Raw genomic sequence first — 6,007 nt, 5'->3', positions numbered from 1 at the left:
GCCCAATAAACCTTGACATGAAGCAGACAGGAAAGCCGGGTGCGGGAAAACCGCACGCCCGGTTTGACGTGGCGGGAGCTGGAAACGTGACCATGGCAGCCGGACTGAGGTCCAACCGCGAAAGCGGTGGAGAGACCACCGGAGCCTACCGTGCGCGCGCCAGTTCTCGACCCTACCTTCGGGGGCTCCGCTGCCGAGAGGCAGTGGGGCTACCCACTCATTTGTGTGTTCTTAATGCTGAGCAGATCGGAAACCGCACCGCCACGCTGCGCCGCGAGAAGTTTTGCCGCGGCTCAGCGTGGCGGCTAACCCTATGTGTCAGGCGATGCGGGGGTCTTCGTGTCCTGGCGCCAGCAGCTTAACCAGTTCGGCGGCCAGTGCCGGGTGATGCACGATGCTGGTGTGCGTCGCGTCGAGGTCGTAGCCATGCAGCCGGCCGGCGGTGTGCGGCGCCCATGTCATGTGCCGACGTGGGTCCGCTGTGTTGCGCAACGCGCGCCACAGATGCAGATCGGAGGCGATGCGCGGCAGAGCGTGGTGCACCATCAGTTCGACATGCAATGCGTCGACGTCGAACGCAGCGCCGAGCAGCGATGGCTCGGCGCGCGCGAACAACGCTGGATCGAGTGCAGCAGCCTCATCGTTGCTGCGGCGAGGCTCGGGGCCCTCGTCGCGATGCGTGGCGGTATCGACCATGCCGACGAACGACACGTGTTCGCCGCGTCGCTCCAGCAATTCGGCGATCGCGATCGCCAGCCTCCCGCCGAACGACCAGCCGAGCAACGCGTAGCCCTGAGACGGCTGCCATGCCGCGATGCACGCGGCGTAGTGCGCGGCGAGCGCTTCGAAGGTCGCGCCGCGCCACGGTGCGCCGCGCAGGGCGGGCGCCTGTAGCGCAATAAGCGTGATGCGGCCGTTCAGCGCCTGAGCGAGCGTGCGGTACTCACCGACCATGCCGTAGCCGGGGTGCAGGCAGAACAGCGTGGCGGGCGCATCGAGCGCGTTCAGCGGGATGGCGGGCAATAGCAGCGTTTCGCGTGAGGGCGTGGTGAGTGGGTCGTGTGAGCTGTGAGCATTGTGTAAGGCATGCGTGGTCGGCGTGCCATAACGCTCGCTCGACTTGTCTGCATCGGCTGGGACGCTGTGGCGCCGCGAGAGCCAATTCGAAAGTGCTTCGCATGACGGCACCGGCAAGCTCGCTTCGAAAGACGCCCGCGACACCCAACTGGCCGCGACCGTGTCGTCACGAGCGAGCGCTTCGAGCGCGGCCGGCACCGGCGCGAGCCGCACGGTGCCGTCAGCCTGTCCGGACCCGGCTACTGACGGCTCGGCGTCACGCAGATGGTCAAGCAGCGCCTGAAGCGTGCGCTCGAACGAGCTGGCGAGCCGTTCGGCAAGCGCATCCGGGATGAACTGTGGCGCGTAGTCCCACGTGATCACCAGCGAGTCCGCAATTATCCAGCTGTTGATATCGAGCGCACGATCTGGCATGCGCGCGTGCAACGCGATAGCCGCACCGGAGGATTCGTTTGTGAAACCGAAGCGGCTCGTGTTATTGAAAGTCTGGTCAAACCGGCCCAGATAGTTGAAGCCGATTTCCGCAACGGGCAACACCGCGAGCGCTGCACGGCTCGCAGCATCTGCACATTGTTCGAGCAATCCCCAGCCGAAGCCGCGCTGCGGCACACTGGCGACACGCGCATGCACACATTGCAAGAGTGCCGCAGGTTCCGCCGCGCACGGCAGCGCAAGCGGGTATTGCGTGGTGAACCAGCCGACCGTGCGGCTCATGTCAACGCTGTCGAGTACATCCTCGCGGCCGTGGGCTTCGAGCTCGACCAGCACTTCGTCGCGCGCCGTGATGGTGCCGATCGCACTCGTGAGCGCGGCAAGCAGCACTTCGTCGACGCGCATCCGGTAAGCGCGCGGTGCTTCGCGCAGCAGCGTCGCGGTCAATTGCGGCGACAGGTTTGTGCGTAACGTCTTTTGGACCTCGGCATGCGGCTTGAGCGGCGGAAAAAGCGGGCCATCGCGCAATGAAGGTGCGTCGAGCGCGGTCTGCCACCACGCAAGTTCAGCGATGCGTGCGGATGATTTCGCGTAACGATGTAGTGCGCGCACCCATGTGCGCCACGGTGTCGATGCGGCAGGCAGCGTGACGGGCTCGTTGCGTGCGGCCTGTTCGTACGCTTTCTGCAGCTCGTCGAGCAGGACCCGCCATGACACGCCGTCCACTGACAGGTGGTGAATCGCCACCAGCAGACGTGTGTCGCCCTGCGCCGTCTCGAAGTAACCGACCCGCCACAGCGGACCTCGCCCAATGTCCAGGCTCGACTGGATGCGCTCGCACGCGGCTTCCAGTTCTTCCAGCGAGGTGAGGCATTCGTGGCGTACCAGTTGTTCCGCTTCGCCTGCTTCTGCCGCTGCCAGCCCCTGCTTCCAGCCGTCCGCTTCCTTTATGAACCGCAAACGCAATGCATCGTGACGCGCTGCGATCGCCTGCACTGCATGCTCAAGTGCTTTCACCTGCAGCGGCCCGCGTACCTTCAGCAGCACCGCCTGGTTCCAGTGCGACTCGCCTTCCGGGTAGCGTGCAAAGAACTGCTGCTGGATCGGCGTGAGTGGCAGTGCCGCACCATCGTCATGTGCCTCATCCGAGCCGGCTTCCAGCTGCTGCGCGCGTTGTGCCTGGCCAGCCACCGTCGGGTGCTCGAACACCTGCGCCGGCGTCAGCTTCAGGCCCACTTCCCGTGCCCGCGCGATGATCTGCAGGCTCTGGATCGAATCGCCTCCGGCTTCGAAGAAGTTGTCCGTCACGCCGAGATCGCTGCGCCCCAGTACCGCGGACCAGATCGACAGCAGCTGTGCCTCGGTTTCGTTCGACGGTTCAACCCGTTCGCGTTCCCTTTGCTGTGGCTGCGGCAATCCCCCGCGGTCCAGCTTGCCGTTGGGCATCAACGGCAGACGTTCGAGCCACGTCAGCGTCGAGGGCACCATGTACGCTGGCAGCTTCTGCTCCAGCCGCCGCTGCAGCGACGGCACGTCCAGCTCGTTCGCGCTGCCCGCCACGTACGCTGCCAGCCGCTGCTTCGCTCCTTCACCCTTGACGATCACCGCCGCCTCGCGCACCCCGCTGCCCTGGCGCAGCACCGCCTCGATCTCGCCCAGCTCGATACGCTGTCCGCGCAGTTTCACCTGCTGGTCCAGCCGCCCGAGAAACTCCACCGTACCGTCCTCGCGCATACGGCATAGATCGCCACTGCGGTACTGGCGCGCGCCCGGGCCGCCCTGCGGGTCCGGTACGAAACGTTCTGCCGTCAGCCCCGCGCGGCCCAGATAGCCGCGTGCAACCGTCGGCCCGCCAATGCACAGTTCACCCACACCACCAGCAGGTGCCTCGTCGCCGAAGGCATCGAGCACCCGTGCGCTGCGACCCGGGTAAGGCACGCCGATCGGGACCGTCACCTCATGTACGTCCTGCGCCCCGGTACGCCGGTACAGGGCCGCGACCGTCGTCTCGGTCGGTCCGTACAGGTTGTCCAGTGCGATGTCCGACAGGGCGCCCGCGCGCCAGTGCGCGAGCGCATCGCCTGGCAGCGCCTCGCCGCCCACCGTCACCTGGCGCAACGCCAGTGCCGAGCGCGGCGGGGCGTGACGCTGCCACTGCTGCCACAGCGCGGTCGGAATCCGGGCAAACGTCACCCGGCGGCTGACCAGACGCTCGCTCAGGCTTTGCAGGTCCCACGGTGCTTCGCCGCGCATTTCCACCGTCGCGCCCGTGAGCAGCGCCGGCAGCGTTTCATGCAGGGCCACGTCGAAGTTGATCGTCGATGAGTGCAGTACTGTGTCAGCTGCACTAATGCCGTAGGTAGTGAGGAAGTCCTGCAGGTGGGTCCACAGTGCACCGTGGCTGACCGCTACGCCCTTGGGTTTGCCTGTCGACCCCGACGTGTACAGCACGTAGGCCAGCTGGTCGGGGTGCAGCGGCGCCGGGGAGAAACGCGTATCGCCCGGCGCACACCGCGCATCGTGCGGCTGCTGCGCGCCATTCACATCGATCACCTCACAACCGGCCAGCACATCCGACAAACCATCCGCGCTTTGCGCATCGGCCAGCACCTGCACGATGCCCGCGTCTTCGATCATCTGTGTGAGGCGTGCTGCCGGGTACGACGGATCAAGTGGCACGAATGCGCCGCCCGAGCGGATCACCCCCAGCAACGCCGCGATCATCGCCGGCCCCCGGCGCACGCATAGCCCCACGCGCCGCTCTGCGCACACACCATGCGATACGAGCCGCGCCGCCAGTACCGTTGCCCACGCATCGAGCTGCGCATAGCTCAGCGACTCATCCTCACAACGCAGTGCCGTCGCCTCTGGCGTACGCCACGCCTGCTCAACAAGCCCCGCCCCCAGCGACGCAAACCCATACTCCCGAGCCACCTGCCCCTCGCGCCCCGCCAGCACCAGCTCCCCAACCCGCTTCCTTCCATCCTCAGCCAGTTGCCTCAGCAACGATTCATACTGCGCCGCGATTCGCTCCACCGTCGCCGTATTGAACACGTCCTTCGCATGGTTGAACATCAGCCTCAGCCCGCGCCCATCGTCGACGACGTTCAGCACCAGATCGAACCGCGCAGTCTGCGTGCCGCCCTCCTCGGCTTCGACGATGAGACCTGGCATCGTCACGTCCGCTGCGCGTGTCGCATGCTCGAGGTTGAACATCACCTGGAACAGCGGCGAGCGGCCGAGATCGCGCTCGACCTCGAGCGTGTCGAGCACGCGCCCGAACGGCACTGCCTGATGCGCGTGCGCTTCGAGAACACGCTGGTGCAAACCGGCCAGCAATGCGTCAAAGCGCAACGCGCCATCGACGTCCGCCTCCAGCACCAGCGTATTCGCGAAATAGCCAATCAACGCCTCGGTCTCACGGCGCTGACGTCCCGCCGACGGCACGCCGATGCGCACCGTCGTCTGCCCGCCATAGCGATACAACAGTGCGGCATGCACGCCGAGCAGCACGGTGAAAAGCGTCGTACGCTGCGCGCGCGCGAATTCGCGCAAACGGGCGGCGAGCGCTGCGCCGATGTCGCGCTGGCAGCGACCGCCTTCGATGCCACGTACCGCGCCGCGCGGCCGGTCGAGCGGCAATTCGAGCGCCGGCCGCGCCACGCCAAGCCGCGCGCGCCAGTATGCTAGATCGTCATCGGCTACGGCGTCGAACCACTCCGCCTGCCACGCGGCGACGTCGCCGAAATGAAGCTCGAGCGGCAGCAATGCATCCGCGGGCCTGGCACCTTCGCCTGCTAGCGCAGCGCGATACAAGGTCGCAAGCTCACGCAACAGCAGCGCCTGTGACCAGCCATCCGACACGATGTGGTGCGTGACGAGCTGCAGCACGTGAAGCTGAGCACCAAGCGAGATCAGCTCGACCCGTAGCAGCGGTCCGCGCTCCAGATCGAACGGCTCGCGCGCAGTACTGCGCAATGTGTCGCGCAACCGCGCGGCATCGTCCAGCGAGCGCTCGCGCCACGCATAGCGAGCCTCTTCAGCGATCCGCTGGACTGGCACGCCGCGCGTTTCGACAAAGCACGCACGCAGTGCACCGTGCCGCGCAACCAGCGCATCGAGCGCGCTGCGCAGCGCACGCACGTGGAGTTGACCGGTGACACGCATGGCACGCGCGAGATGGTATGCAGGATTGTGCGGCGCAAGCTTCCACAAAAACCACAGCCGTTCCTGTGCCGGGGCGAGCGGGTACGTGTGCGCGCCCTCTTGCAGCAAAGGCACGATCGGTAAGCGCGCAGGATCGATGCCCTGGTCGCGCGCCTTGTCGCGAAAACGCTGGCGGCGCTCGGCGGGCAGCGCCGCGTATTTGCGGGCGATCGCAAGCGCGTGCTGGGCCGCGGCGTTGTCGATGGCGGGTTGAGTGGTGCCGGCGGCGCCGTGCGGCGCGACGGGGAACTCGACGCTCCGTGGCGAACCCGACCGCGCCGTTGCCTCCATT

The 6,007-nt window shown here is 66.6% G+C and carries 1 protein-coding gene; it reads right to left on the bottom strand.

The annotated features are described in order from the left end of the window. Positions 1-318: 318 nt before the first annotated feature. Positions 319-6,006 (bottom strand): non-ribosomal peptide synthetase, encoded by a 5,688-nt coding sequence (locus HV796_RS33120; protein ID WP_175232115.1) that lies wholly within the window; start codon positions 6,004-6,006, stop codon positions 319-321. Between the last annotated feature and the right edge of the window lies 1 nt (position 6,007).

It is taken from the genome of Paraburkholderia humisilvae (assembly GCF_902859855.1).
Classification (GTDB): domain Bacteria; phylum Pseudomonadota; class Gammaproteobacteria; order Burkholderiales; family Burkholderiaceae; genus Paraburkholderia; species Paraburkholderia humisilvae.
Note: the sequence above shows the minus strand (reverse complement) of the source record. Positions and strands in the feature narration are given on the sequence as shown.

Bases quoted from the DNA above. Each gene is read 5' to 3' on its own strand.
- HV796_RS33120 (WP_175232115.1), bottom strand. From the start codon at position 6,006: ATGGAGGCAACGGCGCGGTCGGGTTCGCCACGGAGCGTCGAGTTCCCC.